General features: G+C 50.5%; 22 protein-coding genes. 13 read left to right on the top strand and 9 right to left on the bottom strand.

The window, feature by feature from the left end:
* Positions 1 to 110 precede the first annotated feature (110 nt).
* Positions 111 to 1,415 carry an MFS transporter gene (locus LQ777_RS08175; protein WP_232562030.1) on the top strand — a complete coding sequence of 435 codons (1,305 nt, stop codon included), beginning with the start codon at positions 111 to 113 and terminating at the stop codon, positions 1,413 to 1,415.
* A gap of 32 nt (positions 1,416 to 1,447) precedes the next feature.
* Here the strand turns inward: LQ777_RS08175 and LQ777_RS08170 are convergent, their stop codons facing one another.
* Positions 1,448 to 2,548, bottom strand: a complete 1,101-nt coding sequence (locus tag LQ777_RS08170; RefSeq protein WP_232562029.1) for an alginate lyase family protein — start codon at positions 2,546 to 2,548, stop codon at positions 1,448 to 1,450.
* A 43-nt stretch (positions 2,549 to 2,591) separates the two neighbouring features.
* On the opposite strand from LQ777_RS08170, the gene LQ777_RS08165 reads away from it, so the two are divergent.
* The 3 genes from LQ777_RS08165 (at position 2,592) to LQ777_RS08155 (ending at position 6,850) form a co-directional block, all read left to right on the top strand.
* Positions 2,592 to 2,741 carry a hypothetical protein gene (locus LQ777_RS08165; RefSeq protein WP_232562028.1) on the top strand — a complete coding sequence of 50 codons (150 nt, stop codon included), beginning with the start codon at positions 2,592 to 2,594 and terminating at the stop codon, positions 2,739 to 2,741.
* Between the two features lie 117 nt (positions 2,742 to 2,858).
* Positions 2,859 to 4,814, top strand: coding sequence for a heparinase II/III domain-containing protein (locus LQ777_RS08160; protein WP_232562027.1), 1,956 nt, complete (start codon positions 2,859 to 2,861; stop codon positions 4,812 to 4,814).
* Between the two features lie 506 nt (positions 4,815 to 5,320).
* Positions 5,321 to 6,850 carry a malate:quinone oxidoreductase gene (locus LQ777_RS08155; RefSeq protein WP_232562026.1) on the top strand — a complete coding sequence of 510 codons (1,530 nt, stop codon included), beginning with the start codon at positions 5,321 to 5,323 and terminating at the stop codon, positions 6,848 to 6,850.
* 132 nt (positions 6,851 to 6,982) lie between these two features.
* On the opposite strand, the gene LQ777_RS08150 is transcribed toward LQ777_RS08155, so the two are convergent.
* Positions 6,983 to 7,735 (bottom strand): LytR/AlgR family response regulator transcription factor, encoded by a 753-nt coding sequence (locus LQ777_RS08150; protein WP_232562025.1) that lies wholly within the window; start codon positions 7,733 to 7,735, stop codon positions 6,983 to 6,985.
* A 158-nt stretch (positions 7,736 to 7,893) separates the two neighbouring features.
* On the opposite strand from LQ777_RS08150, the gene LQ777_RS08145 reads away from it, so the two are divergent.
* Both LQ777_RS08145 and LQ777_RS08140 read left to right on the top strand, forming a co-directional pair.
* Positions 7,894 to 8,547 carry a hypothetical protein gene (locus LQ777_RS08145; protein ID WP_232562024.1) on the top strand — a complete coding sequence of 218 codons (654 nt, stop codon included), beginning with the start codon at positions 7,894 to 7,896 and terminating at the stop codon, positions 8,545 to 8,547.
* Between the two features lie 171 nt (positions 8,548 to 8,718).
* Complete coding sequence (locus LQ777_RS08140; protein ID WP_232562023.1) at positions 8,719 to 9,402, top strand: DUF3667 domain-containing protein; 684 nt, start codon at positions 8,719 to 8,721, stop codon at positions 9,400 to 9,402.
* Positions 9,403 to 9,581: 179 nt separating this feature from the next.
* Here the strand turns inward: LQ777_RS08140 and LQ777_RS08135 are convergent, their stop codons facing one another.
* The 5 genes from LQ777_RS08135 to ygiD form a co-directional block, all read right to left on the bottom strand.
* Positions 9,582 to 11,138, bottom strand: coding sequence for a DHA2 family efflux MFS transporter permease subunit (locus LQ777_RS08135; protein ID WP_232562022.1), 1,557 nt, complete (start codon positions 11,136 to 11,138; stop codon positions 9,582 to 9,584).
* Positions 11,139 to 11,252: 114 nt separating this feature from the next.
* Positions 11,253 to 12,362, bottom strand: coding sequence for an HlyD family secretion protein (locus tag LQ777_RS08130; RefSeq protein ID WP_232562021.1), 1,110 nt, complete (start codon positions 12,360 to 12,362; stop codon positions 11,253 to 11,255).
* 20 nt (positions 12,363 to 12,382) lie between these two features.
* Positions 12,383 to 13,705, bottom strand: coding sequence for a TolC family protein (locus tag LQ777_RS08125; protein WP_232562020.1), 1,323 nt, complete (start codon positions 13,703 to 13,705; stop codon positions 12,383 to 12,385).
* The gene (locus LQ777_RS08120) at positions 13,702 to 14,139 is read right to left on the bottom strand and encodes a MarR family winged helix-turn-helix transcriptional regulator (protein ID WP_232562019.1); all 438 of its coding nucleotides are present in this window, start codon (positions 14,137 to 14,139) and stop codon (positions 13,702 to 13,704) included. The genes LQ777_RS08125 and LQ777_RS08120 overlap by 4 nt, the downstream gene beginning before the upstream one ends.
* Before the next feature lie 346 nt (positions 14,140 to 14,485).
* Positions 14,486 to 15,367: a 4,5-DOPA-extradiol-dioxygenase gene (gene ygiD, locus LQ777_RS08115; RefSeq protein ID WP_232562018.1), complete on the bottom strand. Its 882-nt coding sequence runs from the start codon at positions 15,365 to 15,367 to the stop codon at positions 14,486 to 14,488.
* A gap of 456 nt (positions 15,368 to 15,823) precedes the next feature.
* On the opposite strand from ygiD, the gene LQ777_RS08110 reads away from it, so the two are divergent.
* Entirely contained in the window at positions 15,824 to 18,163 is a 2,340-nt protein-coding gene (locus tag LQ777_RS08110) for a glycoside hydrolase family 3 protein (protein WP_232562017.1), read from the top strand.
* 107 nt (positions 18,164 to 18,270) lie between these two features.
* Here the strand turns inward: LQ777_RS08110 and fumC are convergent, their stop codons facing one another.
* Positions 18,271 to 19,671: a class II fumarate hydratase gene (fumC, locus tag LQ777_RS08105; RefSeq protein ID WP_232562016.1), complete on the bottom strand. Its 1,401-nt coding sequence runs from the start codon at positions 19,669 to 19,671 to the stop codon at positions 18,271 to 18,273.
* Between the two features lie 281 nt (positions 19,672 to 19,952).
* Here fumC and LQ777_RS08100 point away from each other — a divergent pair, with 281 nt between their 5' ends.
* The 6 genes from LQ777_RS08100 to LQ777_RS08075 all read left to right on the top strand — a co-directional run bounded on the left by LQ777_RS08100 (position 19,953) and on the right by LQ777_RS08075 (position 24,689).
* Positions 19,953 to 20,810: a dienelactone hydrolase family protein gene (locus tag LQ777_RS08100; protein ID WP_232562015.1), complete on the top strand. Its 858-nt coding sequence runs from the start codon at positions 19,953 to 19,955 to the stop codon at positions 20,808 to 20,810.
* Positions 20,811 to 20,949: 139 nt separating this feature from the next.
* Positions 20,950 to 21,144: a hypothetical protein gene (locus LQ777_RS08095; RefSeq protein WP_232562014.1), complete on the top strand. Its 195-nt coding sequence runs from the start codon at positions 20,950 to 20,952 to the stop codon at positions 21,142 to 21,144.
* Between the two features lie 316 nt (positions 21,145 to 21,460).
* On the top strand, positions 21,461 to 21,703 hold the full coding sequence (locus tag LQ777_RS08090) for a response regulator transcription factor (protein WP_232562013.1): 243 nt from the start codon (positions 21,461 to 21,463) through the stop codon (positions 21,701 to 21,703).
* 121 nt (positions 21,704 to 21,824) lie between these two features.
* On the top strand, positions 21,825 to 22,739 hold the full coding sequence (locus LQ777_RS08085) for a sugar phosphate isomerase/epimerase family protein (protein WP_232562012.1): 915 nt from the start codon (positions 21,825 to 21,827) through the stop codon (positions 22,737 to 22,739).
* A 67-nt stretch (positions 22,740 to 22,806) separates the two neighbouring features.
* The gene (locus tag LQ777_RS08080) at positions 22,807 to 23,382 is read left to right on the top strand and encodes a phosphatase PAP2 family protein (RefSeq protein WP_232562011.1); all 576 of its coding nucleotides are present in this window, start codon (positions 22,807 to 22,809) and stop codon (positions 23,380 to 23,382) included.
* Between the two features lie 140 nt (positions 23,383 to 23,522).
* The gene (locus tag LQ777_RS08075; protein ID WP_232562010.1) at positions 23,523 to 24,689 is read left to right on the top strand and encodes a glycosyltransferase family 2 protein; all 1,167 of its coding nucleotides are present in this window, start codon (positions 23,523 to 23,525) and stop codon (positions 24,687 to 24,689) included.
* A gap of 42 nt (positions 24,690 to 24,731) precedes the next feature.
* Here LQ777_RS08075 and LQ777_RS08070 read toward each other — a convergent pair whose 3' ends face one another.
* A complete protein-coding gene (locus LQ777_RS08070; RefSeq protein WP_232562009.1) occupies positions 24,732 to 25,313 on the bottom strand; it encodes a class I SAM-dependent DNA methyltransferase in 582 nt (193 codons plus the stop codon).
* Positions 25,314 to 25,354: the final 41 nt, after the last annotated feature.

Below are 25,354 nucleotides of genomic sequence, written 5' to 3'. Positions count from 1 at the left end.
CTTATTGATAATCAATCAATAAGTGATCTATTTGGGGCCGTATTTTTTGTCATCCCTCCTGCGTCGGGATGACAAAAAATACCTATTATTTACGTTAACTTTTGTTGTTTATGTCAACATTTAAAGTAAAAAACTACCGATGGTTTATTGTATTCCTGTTATTCACCGCAACTACTATTAATTATTTAGACCGGCAAATTATTGGTTTGTTGAAGCCCACGTTAGAAAAGGAATTTAATTGGAGCGAAACCAATTTTTCCCGGATTGTTATGGCGTTCACGGCGGCCTATGCCGTTGGCTTATTGCTGTTCGGCTGGATCATTGATAAAGTAGGAACGAAGGTCGGGTATTCCGTTACCATCGTCCTGTGGAGCATAGCCGGCATGTTACATGCTGTCGCCCGGTCGGTGTTTGGGTTCAGCATGGCGCGGGTTGGCCTAGGAATCGGCGAAGCGGGCAACTACCCGGCAGCCGTCAAGACTGTGGCCGAATGGTTTCCGAAAAAAGAACGGGCGCTGGCAACGGGCTTGTTCAACGCGGGCACCAGCATTGGCGTTGTCGTCGCCGTACTGGTCGTCCCCTGGATTTTGACGCAGTATGGTTGGCAAAATGTATTCTGGATCACCGGGGCGCTGGGCTTCGTCTGGCTAATCGCCTGGCTCATTTTTTACGACATTCCGACCCGGCAACCTCGCTTAACGTCGGAGGAATACCAGTATATCGTCAGTGATCAGGAAGCAACGGACAACGATGATGCCACGAAACGGCCCATCAAATGGTTCAAGCTGTTTACCTTTCCGCAAACCTGGGCGGTGATCACTGGCAAAGGATTGATCGATCCGATTTACTGGTTTTTCCTGTTCTGGCTTCCCTCCTATTTTTCGTCCACGTTCAATCTGGATCTAAAAAAGCCGAGCGTCGAACTCATGCTTATTTACACAGCTACGACCTTAGGTAGCATCGGCGGGGGCTACCTATCCTCTCAATTGATCAAGAACGGGTGGCCGACGCTAAAAGCCAGAAAGACCGTACTCTTTGCGTTTGCCCTCATCGAAATTTCAATTATGCTGGCTCAGTTCGTTACCGATGTTTGGGTAGCCGTAGGGTTACTGAGCGTGGCGGTGGCGGTCCATCAGGCGTGGGCAACCAACGTATTTACGCTCGCGTCGGATCTCTTTCCGAAACAGGCCGTTAGTTCGATTGTCGGTATTGCCGGTACAGCGGGCGCGTTGGGCGGTATTCTTTTCCCCATGCTGATTGGTAGTCTGCTCGATGAGTACAAAACCGCCGGAAATCTGACGGGGGGCTACAACCTGCTGTTTACCATTTGCGCCTTCACATACCTGATCGCCTGGACAATCATTCACCTGCTCACCCGAAATGCCAAGGAAATCGACGTTGAGAGTTTGCGATAACTCTCGGTAGAAAAGACTACTCGGTACGCGCTTTATTCCAGCCAGATAAGCGGATTACGAATGGGCAGATTACGCAGTACCTCGTCTACGTGTGGCGCATGGTCGAGTTTTTTCCAGGTTTGCAGCCAATCGTTTTGCCCGAACGCATTGAACCCAAACACGAGAAAAGGCGGAGCCACGGGCCAGTTTTCCCAGTACATGACGTCGGGCTTTAGCGGCCAGGATGGTTTGTTTGCCACAAACGGATACAGGTAATCAATACCCCGCCGGATTGTGCGCCCATCGGGTGTCTGGTAGTGCCACAGGTTGTCGGAGGGAATGGACAGAATCTGACAGATGGTTGTCATCGCATCCAGGTTAAACAGCGAATAACCGTATGGCTTGGTTCGGCGCAGTTCCTGCGGGAAGCTTCCGTCAGCGGCCATCTGCTCGGGTAATAAAACGGTTTTGTACCGGTTTCGGCAGAAGGCCAGTAGCGTGTCGTTATTGGTCAGCCGGGCAAAGGCCGCTACCTGCATCACCCAACAGGTGCCGTGATTGTTTTTGGCGTTCATCTCGTCTTTGCCATACGGATGCGTTGTCAGCCAGGTCAGGTAATCGGCAAACCAGCGACGAATAGCGGCCACTGATCGCTTGTCAGCGCTTTTTGCCTTTGCCATCACCCGAACGCCCTGTGCGACTTCCATCAGGTGGATGGTGTCAATTATACCGATACCGCGCCCGGTTGCCCGTCCTTTGATCGCCTGCGCGTACAGCAACGATGGATTCATTCGCGTTGCCGGGTTGACAAACCATGCGTTAAGATGGCGAAACGCCTGCCGGACGTAGGTTTCGTCACGAGTGATTACGTAGGCCGATGCGAGAGCACCCACGATCCGACTAAAGCGGATCATAGCCTGCCGGTGAGCAACAAAATTGTCTGGATTGGTCAGGCCGTCCCGCTGGATGTATGGCCCCTGCGGATTAGCCGAGTCGGGCCACCAGTAGTCGCCTTCCGAAAAGAAGTCATGCTGGTTTCCCGCGCTCCGGGCTGAGGTTTGGGTCGTAACGGTAACGGGCTCCTGCTGCATCGCCCAACGCGCTTCGGCCAGATTATACGGCTGCAAGGTCGATAGAACCGGGCTCCGTTCCATGGATTGACAGAAGGCAACTGTCCTAAAAAACTGACTTATGGTAATGATAACCAGTATCCTCCACCGTTGCATTGGCCTGACCTTTGATTTCAACAAGTCGAAGCAGTGCGAACCCTACTTTTACTCGCAAAGCCTACCGCACCGGGTTATTTCGCTGATCGTAACCATTGATAATCAGCGCTTTTATAAGTAAAAAAGGATGACTATTCTCTTTTCCCGAAAGCCACCCGCACCGAAACGATTGCCTCTTTCAGGCTGGTCATTGCTCGTTAGGAACCTTTGTACCCTCTACCTCAACTAAACCCGATCCATGAAAAAATTCCTGATGCTGGTAACAGCTTCTTTACTCTTCTTTTCCATAGCGGCCCAAACGCAGGACCTGCTAAGCGGAAAGTTTTCGTCCAGTGAGCTAAAAAAAGTCTTGGTTCCACAAGCGCAGTGGACACCGTTTCCCAAACGCGACGACCGGGCTGGATGGGCCAGGGCCGATCAGAAAATGATGCAGGCGTATCTCAAAAAAGCTGAATCGTACCTCAACTACCAATGGCCGTACATTCCGGCGACCAAATCGCTGCTGATCGAACGGACTGGCGACCGGGATCAGTTTCAGGCCGTAAGCTTTGAAAAACGTGAGGTGCTGGGTACGCTCCTGCTCGCTGAAATCTACGAAAACAAAGGACGGTTTGTTGATCCGATTATCGACGGCGTGTGGTCCATCTGCGAGGAGTCCTTTTGGGGCGTTCCCGCCCATTTGCCCAAGTCGAAGGAGTACGCGGGGCTGATGGACGTATCGAAACCCTTCGTTGATCTGTTTGCCGCCGAAACCGCCACCTATCTGGCCTGGGTCGATTATTATCTGGGTGATAAGCTGGACGCTGTTTCTCCGCAAATCCGAAAGCGCATCTCCACCGAAACCAGGTACCGCATTTTTGACCCGCTGATGACCAAGCCCCACGGCTGGATGACGAAAACGGCCAACGGACGAGCACCGAACAACTGGAATCCCTGGATTTGCTCGAACTGGCTGAACGCCGTTCTGCTGCTCGAAAAAGACGACGATAAGCGAACGGCCTCGGTCGCCAAAGTGCTGGACGTGCTCGACGAATTTTTGAATCCTTATCCGCAAGATGGTGGTTGCGACGAAGGACCCAGCTACTGGGGTGCTGCTGCCGCTTCCCTGTACGATAACATCGCTATGCTCAATCTGGCTAGTAACGATGCCTTTCAGTACGTGTACGCTGATGAGAAATTTCGCAACATGGGCCGGTTCATCTACCGCGCTCAGATCAGCGACAAGTACTTTCTGAATTTCGCCGACGCCGATCCGCAACCAGGCATGGCCGCAACGATGATTTACCGCTACGGCAAAGCCATCAACGACCCGGATATGATGAGGTTTGGCGCGTTTTATCGCAAACCCGAAGAAGGCAACATCGGCAAATTTCATTACTTCAGACACTTCTACGCCCTGTTCATGCAGGACGAATACCAGAAAGCCGCGCAGGGGTTGCCGCTGCCCCAAAACATCTGGCTACCCGACCTTCAGGTGTTTGCCGCCCGCGATCAGGCAGGAACGACGAAAGGCTTTTACGTAGCGGCCAAGGGAGGCCATAATGACGAAAGCCATAACCACAACGACATCGGCACGTATGTCGTCTACTACGACGGGCAACCGCTATTGATCGACGTTGGCCGGGGCACGTACACAGCCAAAACGTTCAGCAACAAACGTTACGACATCTGGTACAATTGTTCGGATTACCACAATCTGCCGACCATCAACGGTAAAAACCAGCCACCCGGTATGTCGTTCAAAGCGACCGATGTTTCGTACAAAGCCGATAACGCTTCGCCACAGTTTACCGTTGACATTTCACAGGCGTACCCAACCGACGCGAACATAAACCACTGGCAACGAACCATCCGACTGAATCGGGGAAAAAACGTTCAGATTGACGACGTTGTCAACCTGAAAAATGCCAGCTCTATTACCCAACACGTGATGACTTGCTACCCGGCGGAAGTTGGAAAACCCGGCGAATTGATTATTCATTACAACCCAAAAGGAGGCCAAGCCAGCGATTTCGTGGTCAGCTATAACGCCAAGCAGATGACGCCTTCCATCGAAAAAGTAAAGCTGGATGCTCCCGAAGACCGTGGGATCATTACGAAATGGGGCGATACCATCTACCGAATCAACTTCAATGTGCTAACACCAAAACCGTCAGACAGGCTGAGCCTTACCATCGCCAATCTGTCGAAGTGATCTTTCGACTCGTAGGCTACCCTTGTCTCTTTTATCAATTGATGGTCCGATGATCCTGATCCTATCCAGTGGTGTCGGCGGGGCCGCCCGCGCGGTTCGCAAAACCGACACCACTGGATTGTGCCGTTAGGTTTGAGAACCTGACGGCACTAACTGCTTCATCTGACTATTAGTCGATTATTCTATCACACTTTATTCATCAAAAGGATTAAGATCAATTTTATCTAAGAAAAGGCCAAAATCAGAAAAGCAGCAAATGGCAAATAGATAAAATACACAATTTTTATCCCTGAAAACAGGTGTATTTTAAATAAACTTTTTAGAAACCTGAATCCATTTTAATTTGCTAATTATCAGTTAGTTATTTATCACACAATTGGACTGTCAGGCTTATTTTCACTGTCATTACATTAATTAGTTTAGTACATATTTTCTATTGGATAACCTTTCGGAACAAGCAAACCCCCAATTTTGTAATTAGAAAGAATATATCTCTGCCTCTTATCATGGCGAAACGAAATAAAGCTGTACAAAAAGGTCCCGATGTCATTTTGATCGGTGCCGGTATCATGAGTGCAACATTAGGCGTAATGCTGAAAGAATTGCAACCCGATCTGACCATCGAAATTTACGAGCGGCTTGATAGTGCAGCCGCCGAAAGTTCCGACGCCTGGAATAACGCCGGTACGGGTCACTCGGCCTTTTGCGAATTGAACTACACGCCCGAAAAAGGAGACGGTACCATCGATGCGTCGAAAGCAGTCAAGATTGCTGAGTCGTTCGAACAATCGAAGCAATTCTGGTCCTTTTTGGTTGAGAAAGGGTTTCTGAACGATGCTCCCAATTTTATCCGTTCCATCCCGCACATGAGTTTTGTGTGGGGCAACGATAACGTTAATTATCTACGCAAACGCTACGAGGCCCTTCAGAAAAATTACCTTTTCCACGGAATGCAGTATTCCGAAGATCGGGCACAGCTGGCCGATTGGATGCCGTTGGTTATGGAAGACCGCGATCCATCGCAACCGGTAGCGGCTACGCGCATGGAAATTGGTACGGACGTGAACTTTGGCGCCCTCACCCGAGCTATGTTCCGGCGTCTGACCGATATGCCGGGCGTTCGCTTGTACTTTGCCCACGAGGTTCGTGACCTGTGGCGGTCGAAATCGCTCGGCGGTTGGAAAATCCGCGTGGAAAACGTGACCACCAATCAGGTACGCGACGTACAGACGCAATTTATTTTTATCGGTGCGGGTGGTGGTTCGCTACGCTTGCTCGAAAAATCGGACATTCCCGAAAGCCGTGGCTTTGGTGGATTCCCGGTTAGTGGTCAGTGGCTCAAGTGCGTGAACCCCGATGTTATTGAACGGCATCAGGCGAAAGTGTACGGTAAAGCGTCAGTAGGTGCTCCGCCGATGTCGGTTCCTCACTTGGACACGCGCATGATCGAAGGCAAACGCGAGTTGCTGTTTGGTCCTTACGCCGGTTTCTCGACGAAATTCCTCAAAAGCGGTTCCTACCTGGACTTGCCGAAGTCGATTCAGCTGAGCAACATGGCTCCCATGCTTATGGCCGGTATGCACAATATTCCGCTGACCAAATACCTGATTCAGCAAGTGATGCAGTCGCCGGAAGATCGACTGGCCGCTTTGCGGGAGTATTACCCCGATGCGAAGATGGAAGACTGGGAGTTGGAAGTTGCCGGCCAGCGGGTGCAGGTAATCAAGAAAGATGAGAAAGAAGGGGGCGTTCTGGAATTTGGCACCGAGGTGGTTAGCGCAGCGGACGGAAGCATTGCCGCTTTGTTGGGCGCGTCGCCCGGTGCATCGACCGCCGTTTCGATCATGCTTGACCTGATCAAGCGGTGTTTCCCGGATCAGCTCGCTACCGAAGCCTGGCAGCAAAAGTTGACGGAAATGATTCCTTCCTACGGCCAAGTATTGGCTAACAACCCAAAACTAGGCCAGGAGTTGCGGAGACATACCAACGAAGTGCTTGGACTTGGTGTATACGAATACACGCCGGAAGCCGAGTAATAGTCTAAACGCGCATGAAAGCGGGGCAGGTACAAATCGTATCATGCCCCGCTTTTTTTATGCGCTTGCTCAGAAACTGTCCGAAAATTTATTTCTGTATCGTTTTTGTCATGATAAAATAAAGACGGTCTCTCAATCCCCGGTAAACTGCTCGGCGACATATCGTTTGTATACTTTACCGATGCGCAACTCCTTTGTTCCGATTCGAAGCGTGTCAGACTCGATTGTGTCAACGTACGCCGTATTCACAATGGACGACCGGCTGATGCGAACAAACAGCCGTTTGGGCAACCGATCTTCGGCTTCCTTCAAGGTCATCCGCGTAATGTACGTTTTCGATTTCGTGAAGATCTTGACGTAGTTTTCCAGACTCTCAAGATAGCGAATATCGGTATGGGCGATCACCTGACGGACACCATCCACCGTACAGGAAAAGTTATCCGTCATTTCGGTCACTGCCTTTGTTTCTTCGACGGGTTGCCGTTCTTTTTGCCCTTGCATACGGATATACCGGTACGTAACATATACGCCCAGGCCCGTCACGGTGTACACCCAAAAATTGACCAGATGCGGAAGCGGGCGCACAATGGCAAATTGCGTTTGCAGTATAAAACTCATGTTGAACGAACCCAGCGCCATGAGTAGGATCAGACAGCCGAAATAAGCCGCTTTTTTTCCTTGCAGGAACAGCCGTTCAAACAGGATACGGTTGTGAAACACCAGCCAACCGTACAGCATTAACAAATACACGTAAGGCGACAGCTTCGAAAAGCCTACCCGCTGATCCATAGCGTACATATCGGCCAGGAAGTGAACCGCCAGCAAAGCGAGCAGTCCCAGCAAATTACGTACGACGAAATGATTCAGAAGCGGATTGCGTTTCATACCTCCAAATTACAATCCAGAACCTGTACAGCCATGCATTACGTGACAAAAGACGTTCGTCACAGTCCAGATTACTTCGTCACGAAAGGCTTGCCGCCCCGTTTGTACCTGCCCAACTTTACGACCGTCCGGCCCGCAAACAACCCGGAGGTTTTCCTATGCAAACGCTTCATACGGTCAACATCGTTGTCCACATCATTTTTGGCATTCTTGGCTTACTTATTGGTTCAATAACCCTCTTCTACCAGAATCGCTCCCCGCAACACGTTCGTTATGGACGCTGGTTTTTATGCGTACTGGCAGTCGTAGTGGCCACGGCTTTTGTGGGCGTACTCTTCTTTCGATCCAGCTCTTTTTTGATTATCCTGACCCTACTGTCTGGCTACGTAGGCTATTCGGGGTACCGTGTTGTTCGACTTCGTGAACGACGCGCTTCGTGGCTGGACGCGTTGCTTGCCGTGGTTGTATTGATCGCGGGTGGCTTGTACGTACGATCCATGCAGCTATCGGGCGGCAACTGGTCTCCCACTGTAATTTACCCCACGCTTTTGGCGCTGGTCCTGGTGGCAGGGTATGATTTGGTCAAACACATCTGGCTATTCCAACGGCTTAAAAAAGGGTGGCTCTACGAACACATCTACAAATTAGTATCTGCTTATAGCGGTCTCGCGTCGGCTTTTGGCGGTGCCGTATTATCCGATTTCAAGCCGTACAGCCAGATCCTCCCCTCGGCAATTGGCTTCAGCCTAATTGTTTATTTCATCTGGAAACGAGCGCGTGTGAGAAGCAATTCGGCATATCCGGTGATTTAGCCCGTGTGGCAACGTGAGAACTAAGCTAGTTTTTCTATATTGTGCACTTATCCGTCAACCTATGCGACCGTCGACATCAACGATGAGTCGGGAGTTGACGAACCCGTACCTGTTACTTTTATCTAGCCAAAAATGCAAGTATTGAGTTGCTCGAATTGCCAGCAAGAAGTTATGCACAAGTACTGTGCTCATTGCGGGCAGCCGGTTGCCGTGAAGCGTATTGATGGTCATTACATCAAACACGAAATTGAACACGTCTTACATTTTGAGCGGGGCCTTCTGTATACGGTCCGGGAATTGTTGGTAAGTCCGGGCGATAACGTCAGACATTTTATTTCGGAAAATAGAAGTCGACTCGTAAAGCCTATCATTTTTATCATCGTGACTTCTTTGGCGTATACGCTCGTAAACCACTTTTTCCATATCGGAGATGGTTACATGAAACTTGACGAAGCCGAAGAGACGAGCACGGGTGTCATTTTTAAGTGGATTCAGGCCCACTACGGTTATGCCAATATCATTATGGGCGTCTTTATCGCTTTCTGGGCAAAGCTATTTTTTAGAAAGTACGCGTATAATTTTTTCGAAATTCTGATTCTCCTGTGTTTCGTAATGGGCATGGGGATGTTGATCTTTGCCGTTTTTGCCGTTTTTCAGGGACTGACTCACCTGAATTCAATGCGGGTTGCCGGTTTCGTTGGTATAGGGTACTGCACGTGGGCAATCGGTCAGTTTTTCGATAAGCGGAAGATCGTTAATTATGTAAAAGCATTTGGTGCATATGTGCTAGGCATGATAACCTTCTCGCTGGCAGCGCTATTACTCGGAACGCTGGTTGATCTGGCAATAAAGTAGTCGAACAGTCTTGATCCCTACAACGGGTAGTATGGCCATTCTTCGTACCCGCCTTCGGTAAAAGTCAATCGCCCACCGTCAACACGCATTGACGGCGGGCGAAAACAATTGCGAACTCCTGGCATTCAGACGTTCCGTTTTGGCAGTAAGCCAGAATTTCATATATACCCTTCTACTCCCTATTCCATCACCATTTCGGTGTGGCCTGAGGCTTCGATTTTCTTCCCGATAAACAGTAGCAAAAGCGGTACGCAAATGAGGAAGAACCCGCCAATGATCAGGAAAGCATCCGCGTACGTCATCACCAGCGCCTGCTTGATCAGCGATCCTTGCATAACCCCGTAGGCTTTACCCGTCGCCGTCATCAAGGCATCGCCTTTGGACAAAAACAAATTCGTGTACTGCCGAATCCGCTCGGCAGACAGCGGGTTATAAATCGATATGTTGTCGGCCAGGCGGGATGAATGCAGAACCGTGCGCGTCGAGATGTACGTGGTCATGATCGCCGTACCGAACGTACCGCCTAATTGCCGAATCATCCCCGTAAGGGCTGATCCCTGCGGGATTTTGATGCCCGGCAGATCGGCCAGTGTAATCGTGGTCAGCGGAATAAAAATCAGTCCCATCCCGATGCCCCGAACGATTAGCGGCCAGAAGAAATAGTCGGGTCCAGCTTCAAGGCTGATCGCCGATAGATCGAAGCAAAAGCCGAAAAACAACAGAAAGCCGATACCCGCGTACCAGACCGGAGAGATGTAGTTTTTACTTAGCAACCCCCCAACAACAGGCATCATCAAGCCCGTCATGATCGAACCCGGCATCAGGAGCAATCCGGTTTGGCTAGCCGTAAAGCCCAGAATGGTCTGACAGAAAACCGGGATGATAAACACGGAAGCAAACAGCCCGAAACCAAGAATGAAATTAAACAGCGTACCAACCGCAAACCGGCGCTGACGAAGCAGACTTAGATCCAGGATTGGCAGTTTTACCGCTAACTGACGCCAGATAAATCCGATCAGTCCAACGGCTGCCGTGATAGACATGCCGACAATAAACTCCGACGTGAACCAGTCTTCTTCCTGACCTTTTTCCAGAACGATTTGCAGACCACCGATACCCATTACCAATAGAATCAGCGCGAGCCAGTCCATGCTACCGGCTTCGACCTTCTCGGCGGGTTCTTTGATAAACAAGTAGGTCAGCACCGTAGCCGCAATACCAAAGGGGATATTGATGTAGAACACCCAGTTCCACGACAGGTTGTCGGTGATGTAGCCCCCAAGCGTAGGTCCGATGGATGGGCCGATAATAACGCCCACCCCGAAAATGGCATTAGCAATCCCTAAGTCTTCTTTCGGGAAGGTCTGAATCAGAATCGACTGGGCTGTTGTCAGCAACCCTCCTCCCCCGATTCCTTGCACAACCCGGAAGAAAACAAGCTCCCAAACGTTGGTTGAGGTACCGCAAAATATGGATGCGACCGTAAAAAGAACAATCGAAGCGGCAAAGTAATTACGCCGTCCCAGCTTAGCCGTTAGCCAGCCCGACATCGTAATCATCACGGCACTGGCGGCTGCGTAGCCCGTCACGACCCAGCTGATATCCCCCAGCGAAGCGCCGAGGTTACCCATCATCTGGTTCAGCGTTACGTTAACGATGGAAGAATCGATGGTTTGCAGCAGGGCGGCTGTTGTAACCGTAATCACAACAATCCATTTATCAAATCCTAACTTCATACGGTTAGTAATTAATTGGGTGGTGTCAGGTTCGAGAACCTGACGTGTTTCTGCTGCCCTTGGTATCGGGCTTGCGAACGGCTGAGCCGACCGTCCGACACCAAGGGCAAGCGCTTATTTCTGCAAATCCACCGCTACGGATACGCTCATACCAGGGCGCACTTTCGCGTACAGCGGACTATTTTTATCGAGTTCAATTCGTACCGGAACCCGCTGAACCACTTTCACGTAGTTACCCGTTGCATTGTCGGGAGGCAGCAGGGAAAACTTCGCGCCCGTTGCCCCGGCAAACGACCCTACGTGGCCTACCAGTTTGTCACCTTCAAACGCATCGACATCGATATCGACCGCCTGACCGGGCTGCATCTGATGCAACTGCGTTTCTTTAAAGTTAGCCGTTACCCACAGGTTCGAATTACCGACTACGGAACAGACGGCCTGACCAGCCTGTACCAACTGACCGATTTGCACCGCCCGTTTCGACACAACACCCGAAGCCGGAGCCCGTACAATCGTGTACGAAAGTTGCAGTTTAGCCATGTCCAGATCGGCCTGACGCTGCTTAATGGTAGCCTGGGCGACCGTGATCTGCCCTTCGGTTGCCCGACGCTGCGAGCTTGATACCGCTGTTTGCGTTCCGACCGCATTCACCTGCGATTGCGCGGTGCGTAGTTGAGCCTGAGCCGCCAGTAGTTGAGCCTGAGCCGCATCCCGTTCGGCCTGAGCTGCGTCGAACTGCTGCTGCGGAACCGTTTTTTCGGCTAATAGTCGGCTGTAGCGTTCAAAATCCTGATTGGCTCTGCGGGCACGGGCCTGAGCAGCCGCCACGTTAGCCTGCGCGGTAGCAACCTGATCACGGGCCGTCTGTACGCTTGCTTGCGCGCTTTGTACCGTTGCCGACGCTACGTTCACCTGCGAGCGGCTTACGCCAGCGGCCGCCATGGCACTTTGCAGGGCAGACTCAGCCTGCGCGACGCGAATGCGATAGTCCGCATCGTCGAGAACCACAAGCGTATCACCTTCTTTTACAAACTGATTGTCTTTAAAACGAATGGCTTTTACGTAACCACCCGCCTTAGGAATAACCGGGTTTACGTCGCCGTCGATCTGGGCGTCGTCGGTGGTTTCGTGCCGTTGCAGGTAGCGAAATTCGCTGTACCCAAAAAAGAGGGCAACGGCCAGAACAATGACGCCCACTATGCGGAATACTGTTTTCTTATCCATGACTACTTATCGAAACAAGATTAATTGAGGTTGTTGCCAGTGGCTTTGAGCAGGCGTTGGTAAGCCAGTTGCGCGTCCACGGTGGCGTTAATTACATTGAGTTGAGCTTGTACCAGAAAACTGTTGGCTTCCAGCAAATCCGTCGATCCGACTAAGCCATTGCGGAAACGAGACTCGGTCAGGCGGTAATTTTCAACGGCCTGCCCTACCGCCGTGCGAATCACATTCTGTTGTTCCAGCGCCAGTTGGTAGTTGTTGTAAGCTGTCACCACCTCACTGCGGATTTGATCGGTTTGCTGCTGACTTTGCAGGTTTGCCTGATCGATGTTGTTTTGCGCCGTATGCAATCTACCTTTCAGGTTATACAGCGAGCCAATGTTATACGTCAATCCAGCCCCCACATTCCAGGCACTAACGAACGCACCCGACGTAGGAAATACGTTGGCCGTCGGATTGATGTAATTATACCCCGTAGATACGCCTAAGTGCGGATACTTGGCACTTTTCGTATTACGCATCATCTCTTCAGCCGATTGAACCCGGAGCGTATTGGCTTGTACTTCGGGACGGGCCTGTACCGCTCTGGTCAGAAATGAGTTCAGCGGTTCAAGCGAAGAAACCGGGTTGACCAGCGTCGTGTCGATGGAAATAGTCTGATCGTCGGGCAAACCAACCAGCAGGTTAAAGTTATAAAGGGCGGTCTGACGAGCTTTTTCTACCTGTAGACGACTCAGGTTCAGGTTATTTTTCTGCAACTGAATCTTCAGCACCTCGTTGGCAGTCACAATTCCTTCTTTTTGCAGGTTATTCGCATCCCGCTCCCGTTCTTCAAATTGACGGATATTTTGCTCGATCACACCAATCGAACGGGCTAGTTTGACAATGTTATAGTACGCATCGGTTACGGTGTAAACCAACTCCGAACGATTGCGTTGCGCATCCAGGTGACCCGCTTTGGCCAGCAGTTCGGCCGACTTTTCTGCTGATTTCTCGGCAAAACCGCCAAACACTTCTTTACTGATCGTAACCCCACCAATGGTCGCATTGAACGCGCCAGCCGGAATCGTTAAGGCTTCCCCACCAGCACCCAGCGAGAACGGACCCGTCAGGCTGTAGCGCGAATACGCCAACGAAGCATTAGCCTGGGGTAAACTGCGATCTTTGGCTTCTTGCGAACGCGCTTCAGCCGCCTGCGTACGGGCATCGGCGAGCTTGATTGCTTTGTTATTTTGCAGCGCCAGCTGAACGGCTTTATCCAGCGGCATCACGGTCGGAGCTGGTTGAGCAACCGCCAGACTTAGACCCGCCAGCCAAACGCCAACGCCTATCAGATACTTTTTCATTGTAACGGTTTTCTAATTTTTTCGAGGAGCGTATTCATTGTATGGACTTCCTCATCAGTCAACTGACTGACAATCGATTCAAAATCTTTAAACTCGACGGCGACAGCTTCAACAAACTGATACGACTCTTCTGTGAGGGAAAGGTTAACCCGACGACGGTTCTGAGGATCAATCTCCCGAACAATCAATTTCTTGGCAACCAAACGGTCCATCAGCCGGGTCATATCAGAGTTTATATCGGTCATTTTTTCTTTCAGTTCACCTGCGGTTAAGCTGTTTGGGTAAACTTCCGAGAGCCGGCGAAGAGCGATGTACTGCTGTACCGATAAATCGAACGGCGACAGCTTCTGCTGAAAATGATTGAAGATATACCCGTCGGTTTGATGGATGTTGGCAATCAATCTGTGGTATTCATTTCGAAACAACTTTTCCATGTTTTCTAAAGGTGCGACAAAGGTATAACCAATATTTGTTTAAACAAGTTTTGTCTAAACGACCATAATCCGCCGTGCATCCATATTTTAATTTTTCTAATAGTAAGTCTACTAAGGGTGACTAATTTTACCTCAAATTATAACTCATTATCAGATTATTATCTAATAAAATGCAATTAATTCAGTAAACTTTCATTTAAACTATTCGCTGTAAGGTGCTTATTTTTAATACTATTTTAATCGGAAATGGGTCAATGACCGATCTTATTATTGTCCAATTATGATAAAGGCGCCGGTAACGTTACCAGCGCCTTTACAGATCGTGAATAGACCGTTCGTGATGAGCCTAGTTACTACTGATTTTAACCGACGTCATTGTCAGCGAGCCAGCAACGGCTTTGTCGTTAAAGAAGGAAACAGAATCTTGCTTGCCTTGAAGCCCCAGCGTGTACAGCAAGGGTAAGTAATGATCAGGCGATGGAATAGCCAGACGGGCTTCTGGCCCCAGCCGATCGTAGTGAATCAGTGGCGCATGGTCTCCGGTTGCGATCAGTTCTTTAAACGTATCGTTCATTTGGATGGCCCAGTCGTAGCCATAAGCCGTGTTGAAATCACCGGATGGCGGCAAAGCGATCATGCGCAGGTTATGAACCATGTTGCCACTGCCCAGAATCAACACGCCTTTTCGGCGTAAGGCGCTTAACTCTTTTGCCAAGTTATAATGGTACTGCGCGTCCTTCGTGTAGTCGATACTCAGCTGCAAAACAGGAATTGTAGCATCAGGGTACATCTGCCGCACAACGCTCCAGGTCCCATGATCCAGCCCCCAGTCGTGGTTTAGCCCAACAACCGTCGAATGGATCAACCCCGCTGTTTCTTTAGCGAGTGCGGGGCTACCGGGTGCGGGGTACTGCACATCGAACAACGCCTTAGGGAATCCGCCAAAATCATGGATCGTTCTCGGAAAATCCATTGCCGTAATGTGCGTTCCTCGACTCAACCAGTGCGCCGAAACAACCAGAACCGCTTTCGGAACCGGGATTTCCTGCGCTAGCTGCTTCCAGTACTGGTTGAATTCATTATGTTCAATCCCATTCATCGGCGAACCATGTCCGACAAATAATACGGGCATTTCTGATCCTTGTTCCGTAAGGTCTTTCGTGAACTGTTTGAAACTAGTCAGCATGGTTGTACCCAGTAGGGTGGTTAAAAATTCGTTTCGCTTCATCGTTCTGAAAAACAAATACGCTTATTCAACGACTACCCATAAGCGTACGACTACATTATATGTATCTACATTTAAAATGCGATATTAGTTCGATGTACTGTTGATCCGACACTAACTACGTAAGCTCAACCAACAAAGTGTATGGAATCGTAGTGTCGGCGGGGCCGCCCGCGCGGTTCTCAAAACCGACACCACGGCTCAGCCGACTCCACAGACAAAACCGACCTTTGGCGTCAGCAATAAATACTCATTTTAGGGATTTCAAACAATACGAGTTCTTAAGCCTAACCCGGTAGGTTTCTTAAAAACTGACGGCACAGCCAGAAATAGCGCAGCTATTTATTGCCTAGTTGCACTGTTTCTCGAAGAAAAGCGATTATTTTGACATGGACACGGTTTTCTTCCACCGCATCTGCATTGACAACCCTAAACATTTATTTGACAACCTACTGATCTATGAGGAATGGGATTACTTGCGCAGGACTTTTTACGCTCCTGACAGCCTCGGCTGCCATAGGGCAAAACTGGACGGAGACCAAAGTCGACTCCTGGACTAAGGTGACTAACAAAGGCGGCCAAACGCTGGGTTATGCCCCAAATTCCGGTGTAAAACTGTTGACCGTCAACGGGCTGGCGTTTAAAGATTTAAACAAAAACGGCAAACTTGATTCTTACGAAGATTGGCGCTTACCCGTTGCTACTCGCGCCAAAGACCTGGCCTCGAAGCTATCTGTTGAGCAGATAGCGGGCTTGATGCTTTACAGCAAACACCAGCCTATTCCAGCGGGGGCAGGCGGCCCTTTTGCGGGTACGTACAATGGTAAAGTCTTTGCCCAAAGCGGTGCGAATGCCTCGGATCTGTCTGATCAGCAACGAGAATTCCTGACCAAAGACAACCTACGGCATGTACTTATCACCTCCGTACAAAGTCCGGAAGCAGCCGCGCAGTGGAACAACAACGCGCAGGCACTGGTAGAAGGACTTGGCCTGGGCATTCCGATCAACAGCAGTTCTGACCCGCGTCACGGAACGCGAGCCAACGCCGAATTCAACGCGGGCGCGGGTGGCTCTATCTCGATGTGGCCCAGTTCGTTAGGCTTAGCGGCTACCTTCAACCCGGAGCTGGTCAAACGCTTCGGGCAAATCGCGGCTACCGAATACCGGGCACTGGGGATCGCTACGGCCCTATCGCCACAGGTTGACTTAGCCACTGACCCCCGCTGGAACCGGGCGAGCGGCACCTTCGGCGAAGACCCGCAGCTCGCGACCGACATGGCCCGCGCTTACATCGATGGTTTTCAGACGTCGGCTGGTGCCGCCGAAATAACCGGTGGCTGGGGCTACAACAGCGTCAACGCCATGGTCAAGCACTGGCCGGGTGGTGGCTCGGGAGAAGGTGGTCGCGATGCGCACTACGGGTACGGAAAATATGCCGTTTATCCGGGCAACAACTTTGAAACTCACTTTCTGCCCTTCACACAGGGAGCCTTCAAGCTAAACGGCAAAACAGGTTCGGCGGCTGCGGTCATGCCTTATTACACCATCTCGTACAATCAGGACAAGAAAAACGGTGAAAACGTCGGCAACAGCTACAACAAATACATCATCGGCGACTTGCTGCGGGGCAAATACAAATATGATGGTGTTGTCTGCACCGACTGGAACATCACGGCTAATGAAACGGCGGTCGATCTTTTCCTGACCGGAAAATCGTGGGGCGTTGACAAATTATCGCTTCCCGAGCGTCATTATAAAATATTGATGGCAGGAGCCGATCAGTTTGGTGGCAATAACGATGCGACTCCGGTTATCGAAGCCTACAAGATGGGCGTTAAAGAAAAAGGCGAAGCCGCCATGCGGGCGCGGTTCGAGCAATCGGCGGTTCGGCTGCTGAAAAATATCTTTCAGGTCGGTTTGTTTGAAAATCCGTATTTGGAACCACAAACGTCTCGCAACGTGGTGGGCAAAGCCGATTTTATGCAGAATGGTTATCAGGCCCAACTGCAATCGGTCGTGATGCTGAAAAATAAAGCGAAGGCCTTACCGCTAACCAAGGGCAAAACGGTATACATCCCTAAACGCTTTACCCCCGCAGGCCGCAACTTCCTAGGCATGGAAATACCCGAAAAGCTGGAATATCCGGTCAATCTGACTGTTGTGAAAAAATACTTTACCGTGACCGACAATCCAGCCGAAGCCGATTACGCGCTGGTATTTATCCAGAGCCCCGACTCGGGCGGTGGCTACAACAGCGCTGATGCAAAAGCGGGTGGTACCGGATACGTGCCGGTGAGTCTTCAATACGGTGACTACACTGCCCAGGGAGCACGCAACCCAAGCATTGCCGGTGGCGATCAGCTGGAGAAATTCACAAACCGATCCTACAACGGCAAAACGGCCAAGACCATCAACGGCACGGATTTAGGGATGGTTACGGAGACCTACGCAAAGATGAACGGGAAACCGGTTATCGTTTCGCTCCTTGTCTCAAACCCAACCGTTGTTGGCGAATTTGAAAAGCAGACCAATGCAATACTGGCCCATTTTGGCGTTCAGGACCAGGCGCTGATGGATATTCTAACGGGTTCCAGCGAACCATCGGCTTTACTGCCTATGCAGATGCCCATTGATATGAAAACGGTAGAAGCGCAAGCGGAAGACGTACCCCGCGATATGAAGCCGTACGTTGACGCCGACGGCCACGCGTATGACTTCGGCTTTGGCCTGAACTGGAAAGGGATCATTCAGGATGCCCGCACGGCGAAGTACAAAAAAGCCGCCCTAAGCATGAAGTAATTCTTCACTCTACGAAAAGCAGTTCGGGCTGTTACTGGTTGTGGTGTCGGTTTTGAGAAACCGACACCACAACCAGTAACAGCCCGAACTATATTGGATTGTTCTATTTACTTGATCTCGCCGACCATGTCTTCTGGTTTTACCCACTCGTTGAACTCGTCTTCGGTCAGGTAGCCGAGTTGCAGCGCGGTTTCTTTCAGTGTAGAACCGTTTTTGTGAGCCGTCTGCGCAATTTCGGCGGCTTTGTAATAGCCGATCTTGGTGTTCAGCGCCGTTACCAGCATCAGCGAAGAATCAACGTGTTTTTTGATGTTCGCTTCAATCGGTTCGATACCTTCGGCGCATTTGTCGTTGAACGATACGCAGGCATCGCCAATGAGCCGGGCCGAGTGCAGGAAGTTGTAGATCATGACGGGCTTGAACACGTTCAGTTCGAAATGTCCCAGAGCACCGCCAAAGTTGATCGCCACGTCGTTACCCATCACCTGCGCGGCTACCATCGTTATAGCCTCACACTGCGTTGGATTCACCTTACCGGGCATGATCGATGAACCGGGTTCATTGTCAGGAATGTGCAACTCGCCGATACCCGCCCGTGGTCCCGAAGACAGCATGCGGATATCGTTACCGATTTTCATCAAACTTGCCGCCACGGTTTTCAGCGCACCGTGCGCTTCGACAATCGCGTCGTGAGCAGCCAACGCTTCAAATTTGTTTTCGGCGGTCACGAAAGGCAGACCGGTTACATTAGCAATGTGCTTCGCCACATTTTCCGAATAGTTCGGGGGCGTATTGATTCCCGTACCGACGGCGGTACCGCCCAGCGCCAGTTCGCTCAGGTGAGCCAGTGAGTTGTTGATCGCCCGCAAACCGTGGTCAAGCTGCGACACATAGCCCGAAAATTCCTGACCAACCGTCAACGGCGTAGCGTCCATAAAGTGGGTCCGTCCGATCTTGACGACGTTCATGAACTGCTTCGATTTAGCCGCCAGCGTATCACGCAGTTTCGTAATTCCCGGAATCGTTACATCGAGCAGGATTTTGTAAGCGGCAATGTGCATTGCCGTCGGGAACGTGTCGTTCGAGGACTGCGACTTATTTACATCGTCGTTAGGGTGCAGAAATTTCTTCTCGTCGGTAAGCTGACCACCGTGCAACACATGTCCCCGGTACGCAACCACTTCGTTGACGTTCATGTTCGACTGCGTTCCCGAACCCGTTTGCCACACCACCAGCGGAAACTGATCATCCAGTTTACCTTCCAGAATTTCGTCGCACACCTGACCAATCAGATCGCTTTTTTCCTGCGGCAAAACGCCCGCGTCGAGATTCGTCAGTGCGGCTGCTTTTTTGAGATACGCAAATGCCTGAATGATTTCGCGGGGCATTTTATTGATATCCTGGGCAATTTTGAAGTTCTCGATGGAACGCTGAGTTTGCGCGCCCCAGTAAACATTGGCCGGTACTTGCACCTGACCCATCGTGTCTTTCTCGATGCGGTATTCCATTGTTAATAAACGAAAGGGTGAAAAGGCAAACGAGTGAAAGAGCCTTCGAGCGTCGGAACTGCTCAATCGGTCCGGCACGCTGCGACTCGCTCACTCGTTCTATACGGGCGCAAAGGTAGAACGAGGCCGGTGTTTTACCATGCCATTCGCCAGGTTTCAGCAACCATCCTGTATGATCCTTATCGTACACCCATTCATCACCGGGATTATCCACCGTCGGGAATTTGTGTTTTACGGGGCCATTGGTGAGCTTTACGGAACAAGCCCAAAACTAACTACTCATGGATCAGCGGATTATCAATCTTTTCGACGAATACACGCACAAGCCTCTCAAACGTGACGACTTCCTCAAACGACTCGCCAAGCTGACGGGTAGTATGGCCTCCGCTCTCGCGACCTTACCCCTATTGGAAATTAACTACGCCCATGCCGAAACGATAACCCGACAGGATGACCGCATCAAAGCAGAATCGGTTACGTTTCCGGGTTCCGATACGACCATGAAAGGGTATCTGGCTCGACCGGCTGCGGCAGGCAAGTATCCGGCTGTCGTCGTTATTCACGAGAACCGGGGGTTAAATCCGCATATTGAAGATGTCACGCGTCGGATGGCTTTGGCCGGATTCCTCGCGCTGGCTCCCGATGCGCTTTCTGGCGCAGGAGGAACGCCCACCGATGAAGCACAGGTTCGTGAGTTATTTGGCAAACTGGACGCTCAGAAAACGCGCGAAAACTTTGTCAAAGCCCTCGATTACCTGAAATCCCGACCAGACAGTACGGGCAAACTCGGTGCAGTCGGGTTCTGCTGGGGTGGCGCTATGGCGAATCAACTGGCTGTCCACGACCCGGACCTGAAAGCGGCTGTGCCCTTCTACGGTCGTCAGCCCGAAGCAGCGGACGTTCCCAAGATCAAGGCAGCGGTACAACTGCATTATGGCGGTCTTGACGAACGCATCAATGCCGGAATACCCGCATACGAAGAAGCTTTAAAAAAAGCGCGTGTACCGTATGAGTTGTACGTGTACGAAGGTGCTCAACATGCTTTCAACAATGACACCGCCCCTACCCGCTACAATGAAGCAGCCGCTAAATTGGCCTGGGGGCGAACGATAAAGTTCCTAAAAGACAAATTAGTGTAGACAAATAGTTTATCCTTTGATCGTGTATCGGCTACTTGCGTCAGATAGTCGAAAAATTCTGTAAAAGATTGGGTTACTTTTCTTTTACAATCGGATTAATAGGCTGAAAACAATGAATTTGTCTAAACGTATCATACTCATGGCTAAAACTGCATTTTTCCTGCTTTCGCTGATGACGCTGGCTACCGCTTGCTCGAGCACCAAAACCGAAACGACTTCTACATCGGCAACGGTAACGGATTCAACGTCTACGATGTCTTCGGATTCGACTTCGACTATGTCAAGTGATTCAACGATGGCGACTGACACGACCAAAAGAGATTCAATCAAATAATTGAATCCAGTCTATAATTTCTGAGAAAAGACCCGCTGCAAGGCGGGTCTTTTTTTTATTGGTATATCTGTCTTTTTGCCGTTCATAATTCCGTTCGCCGGTTAAACCAGTTTGTCCTTTCAGCACGCTATTCGTAGTTACGAACGGACCGCTTATTGCTGGTTTTTTTATAAACCTACAACATATCTACAAAGTACCATTATTGCGTTTAATCTATACTACCGTTAACTCACTTCATATTGCGCTGAGCAATCGAATACCCTAACTTACAGTCAGTTATCCATCGATACAAGTAGCAGCCAAATCACACCCTTGTATGACATCTTCTCAATCTTCCTTTCCGGGTAAGAACCCCGGTTTGCCTAAAATGAACCATCGTGAACTGCACTTTCTTCAGCTAGCCTGTTCAGAGTTGACCTATGTTCAGATTGCGGATCGTATGCATGTCAGCCCGCGCACCGTTGACGGTTACCGGGAGGCTCTCTTCGAGCGTTTGGAAGTGAAAAGCCGGGTTGGCCTGGCCCTGTGGGCTGTAAAGGCCGGACTGGTCGTATTGTAGGAATTAGCCATGCGGGTTGAGCAACAACGAAGCCGTTCAGGAAGCGATTGTCGGACGATAGGTTCAGCTACTATCCCGACAATCGCCTATCTTAGCGGCTGTTTCCTTACGATCTTTTCTCATGCTCAACCTTGGTTTTGTATCGGCGATTCTGGCCGATTATGATTTGAATAGTGTCCTGAAATTTGCCGCTGAACACAATTTCAAATGCGTCGAAGTGATGTGCTGGCCAAGCGGCAACGCTGATGCACGTCGGTACGCGGGCGTGACCCACATTGACGTAGATCATCTGAACGTCGAGCAGGTTCACCACCTAACGCAGCAGCACGGCGTTTCCATTTCTGGCCTGGGTTATTATCCGAACCCCCTTGATCCGAATCCGGAGCAGGCTGAATTCTACCGCGAACACATCAAGAAAATTATCCGGGCAGCCGCCAAGCTGGGTATTCCCGTTGTCAACACGTTTATTGGGCGCAACCCATTATTGAGCGTAGCAGACAACCTGAAACTGTATGCTGAGCACTGGCCCGCTATTGTCAAGGTGGCCGAAGAAAACAACGTCAAAATCGGTATTGAAAACTGTCCCATGTGGTTTACGGATGACGAATGGCCGGGCGGTAAAAACCTGGCAACGACTCCGGCTATCTGGGATCGGCTGTTTGACATCATTCCCTCCCGCGCGTTAGGACTGAACTACGATCCGAGCCACTTGATCTGGCAGATCATGGACGAAGTAAAACCCATCTACGACTACCGCGACCGACTGCATCACATTCACCTGAAAGACGTGAAGCTGTACCGCGACAAATTAGACCGGGTGGGTATTATGGCAAACCCTCTGGAATACCATTCACCAAAGCTGCCGGGTCTGGGCGATGTGCGCTGGCGTAACTTCTTTGCCGCGCTGACTGATGTACGCTACCGGGGTCCGGTTTGCATTGAGGTTGAAGACAAAGCGTATGAAGGTAGCGCCGAAGACGTACGCACGGCTATTCTAACGGCCCGCAATTACCTGAGTCAATTTTTGGTTTTGTAAGATCGAGTGTAACGGTTTACGGTTGTTGAAGTCAGCCGTAAACCGAACGCTATAAATTTTTCGTTCCTTGCGCGACGCAATCAATCAAGTAGATACCGCACTTTTTTTGTGGCTCAACAGCCTGTACGCATCCTGGCTTGATCCGGTCATGATTTTCGCTACCGAGCGAAATACCTGGTTTCCGTTCTACGCGCTACTTATCGGATGGCTCATATTTCGTTATCGCAAACAGGCCCTCTGGATGGTGTTGACCCTAGCCGCAGCGGTAGCCATCAGCGATCAGACGTCATCGGCCCTGCTCAAACCGCTCACCCTTCGGTTACGACCCTGTCACGTTCCGGCGTTGCAGAAACTGATTCACCCCGTGATGGAATGTGGTGGTCCTTACGGCTTTGCCTCATCTCATGCCGCCAATACCTTCGCGCTGGCAACGGGTCTCTGGCTGCTCGTTGGGCAGCAGTATCCTTGGGCCAAGTGGGTCTTTCTTTGGGCAGTTTTTGTCTCATACAGTCGTATTTATGTAGCGGCTCATTATCCACTCGACGTGTTAGCCGGAGCGGGCATTGGCGTGCTGGCAGCAACGCTTTGCGTAACCACACTTCGCTCACTACAAGCGCGATCCGCCAATCGAAAGGCTGTTTAGGACAGCAGCCGTTTGAACCGTTGTAAAAGATTCTTTACTTATCGATTAAACATCCATTAAGTAAGCCAACAATCATATATAACAGCCGGTTTGCCCCGTACCCTGACGACGTAACAAGCCATTAGGGCATACACTACTTTATGCAAACCGCAGTTGACGAAGTACTGACTGATCCGTCTGTAAATCCATTTTTGTTCCCGGCTCCCCCTTCTACACTGCTGCAACTAAGTGTAATTGTTCCGGCTCGCAACGAAGCACACCACCTTACCCATACGCTGGATGCACTTCGAAATCAACAGGACAGCGCGGGCAATCCGCTCGATCCGGCTACTTACGAAGTTTTGTTACTGGTTAATAACTGCACTGATCATTCTTACAAAGTGGCTCGTCAGTACCAGCAAACGTATTCTGACTTTCCCCTGCATATTTCCGAAATTCATCTGCCAGCCACAAAAGCCAATATTGGTACGGTTCGCCGACTCCTGATGGATGAAGCGTACCGAAGACTGACAATCTCCGGAAGTTCAAACGGGATTATTGCCTCGACGGATGGCGATACGGTCGTTGACAAGCACTGGGTTTATTACATCATGCAGGAAATCGCCAAGGGTAACGATGCCGTTGGCGGACGCATTCTGACCCATCCTGAACAGAGTTTGGTGCGGCTCTATCACTTGCGCAACGTGATGTACCGGACATTGGTCGCCAGAGCCGAAGCGATTCTCGATCCATCGTCGAACGACCCGTGGCCCCGGCATTTTCAGCATTTTGGAGCCAGCATTGCCGTCACCTGTCGCGTGTATGACCAGGCGGGTCGCCTGCCCGAAAAGCCGTACTTGGAAGATGAAGCGTTTTATAAAGCGCTCCTGCGGATGGACGCCAAGGTTCGACAAAGCCCGCACGTGAAAGTGTTTACCTCAACGCGCACGGACGGACGGGTAGACATAGGCTTTTCGGAGCAGTTGCGCTTTTGGGCGAATCTCGATCATTCCGGCAAAGACCAACTGGTAGAACCACCCGCAGCCCTTATTCTTAAATTTCGAAATCGGCAAAAACTACGTGCTTACTGGCATAACCGCAGTCAGGCAACGGGGCTAAACGACCTGACCCCGATTGCTCAGGAACTATGCATTGACGATCAGTGGCTTAAGATCGAGCTAAAAATGAACCCATTCTTTGGACAGCTTTGGGAAAAGGTAGAAGCCAAAATGCAGCAGGGGCAGTGGTCAGCCTGCTGGCAGCTGGTCCCGATAACAACGGCTATTCAGGACCTGCGCACATTTCTTCGGCCTTATATCGATGCGTAAAAATGACTCGGCAGTTGATTCATCAACTGCCCTCCATTCCGCTCATCGCTTGACAAAAAGATCCATCCGGTATTTGTCTGTCCGCTGACCCAGCAGATGGGTTAGCGATTTTCCTTCACCCGCAATTTCGAGAAAATGCTCGTGAACCTGATCGCCCGTCAGCGGATAGTCATGCACAAAAGGTGTCCAGTGAACAAGCAGTAAATGCCCGTTCGTATCGAGGTGATCAACCATCAATTGCCGCGCTCGTTTTAAGTCGTCGATCACCAGATAATACCCGACTTCAGACATCACGATGAGATCGAAATGGCCATCCGGGAAGTCGTTAGGTATACTCATTTGACGAACAGCGATGTTTAGATAAGGCGCTAACCGCTGACGGGCGGCTTCAAGCGGCAATTCACTGGCATCTACCGAAAGCAGTTTTTCGCACCGCTGCGCCAGCAGTGCACTCAGGACTCCGATGGAACAGCCTATCTCGAACGCATTTTCATAACGATCGTTCGGTAAAGCGGCTACGGTTGCTTCGTACTTGGCCTTCTCGTAAGGACTTGTTTCAAACGCCCAGGGATCGCTGTTAGCCCGGTAAACATCGTCGAAATAGGTAGTTGGCAAACTTTGCATGACTGTAATAGAAAGGTTCGAATTAGGGATTGGTAGTTCGT

It is taken from the genome of Spirosoma oryzicola (genome assembly GCF_021233055.1).
GTDB classification, from domain to species: Bacteria; Bacteroidota; Bacteroidia; order Cytophagales; family Spirosomataceae; genus Spirosoma; species Spirosoma oryzicola.
The sequence above is the reverse complement of the archived record's forward strand: the minus strand, read 5'-3'. Positions and strand labels throughout refer to the sequence as shown.